Source organism: Acidisphaera rubrifaciens HS-AP3 (assembly GCF_000964365.1).
In the GTDB taxonomy this organism is placed as follows: domain Bacteria; phylum Pseudomonadota; class Alphaproteobacteria; order Acetobacterales; family Acetobacteraceae; genus Acidisphaera; species Acidisphaera rubrifaciens.
On record NZ_BANB01000774.1, the window covers coordinates 1 to 779 of the forward strand.

Annotated in this window: 2 protein-coding genes; one reads left to right on the forward strand and one right to left on the reverse strand. The window is 74.5% G+C overall.

Annotated elements, in window-relative coordinates:
* Positions 1–416, forward strand: a 416-nt coding sequence (locus B8460_RS17510) for a hypothetical protein (RefSeq protein ID WP_048862908.1), incomplete at its 5' end; no start/stop codon positions are given.
* Between the two features lie 87 nt (positions 417–503).
* On the opposite strand, the gene B8460_RS17515 is transcribed toward B8460_RS17510, so the two are convergent.
* On the reverse strand, positions 504–779 hold a 276-nt coding region (locus B8460_RS17515; protein ID WP_048862909.1), incomplete at its 5' end, for a nucleotide-binding domain containing protein.

Genomic DNA, 779 nt, shown 5'->3' on the forward strand with positions numbered 1-779 from the left:
CCACCACCCGCAAGGCCGCCGCGAAGACCACCGCGAAGCGCGCCACCGCCAAGAAGGCGCCGGCCAAGACCGCGCGCAAGACGGCGGCCCGCGCGACCACCGCGAAGAAGGCCGGCACGCGCAAGGCGGCGACCACGCGCAAGGCCCCCGCCAAGGCGACCCGCAAGGCCACCGCGAAAAAGGCGACGACGCGCAAGGCCACCACGCGCAAGGCGACGACGCGGAAGGCGACCACGCGCAAGTCCGCCCCGCGCGCGGCCAGCACGCGCAAGGCGGCTGCCAAGGCGCCGCGCAAGGCCGTCGCCAAGGCGGCGGTGCGCAAGACCACCCGCCGCACCCGCAAGGCGGAGTCCGCCCCGCCGGTGACCGATCACACGGACATGGACATGGACATGGGCTCGCCGGACATCACCTGATCCGGTCGTCCGCGCGCTCTGACCGGCCCGCCGCACGGGGCCGGTCAGACGCAGGCGGACGCATCGCCCCTCGTGCGTTGATGCCGCCTACGCGAACGCCTTCAGGAAGAAGTCGTCGCCGCCGAAATTGCCCGACTTCAGCGCCAGGTGCATCGCCACCTGTCCGGTGCCCGCCGCCGCCTCGGTCGCGGTCCACGGGACGCCCGGATCGATCTCGTCGCCGATCCGCAGCTGCCTGATCCCCAATCGCGACACCACCGCCCCCGACGTCTCGCCGCCCGCCACCACCAGCCGCCGCACGCCGCGGCGCACGAGGTCGGCGGCGATCGCGGACAGCGCGTCCTCCACCAGCGTCGCCGCCGC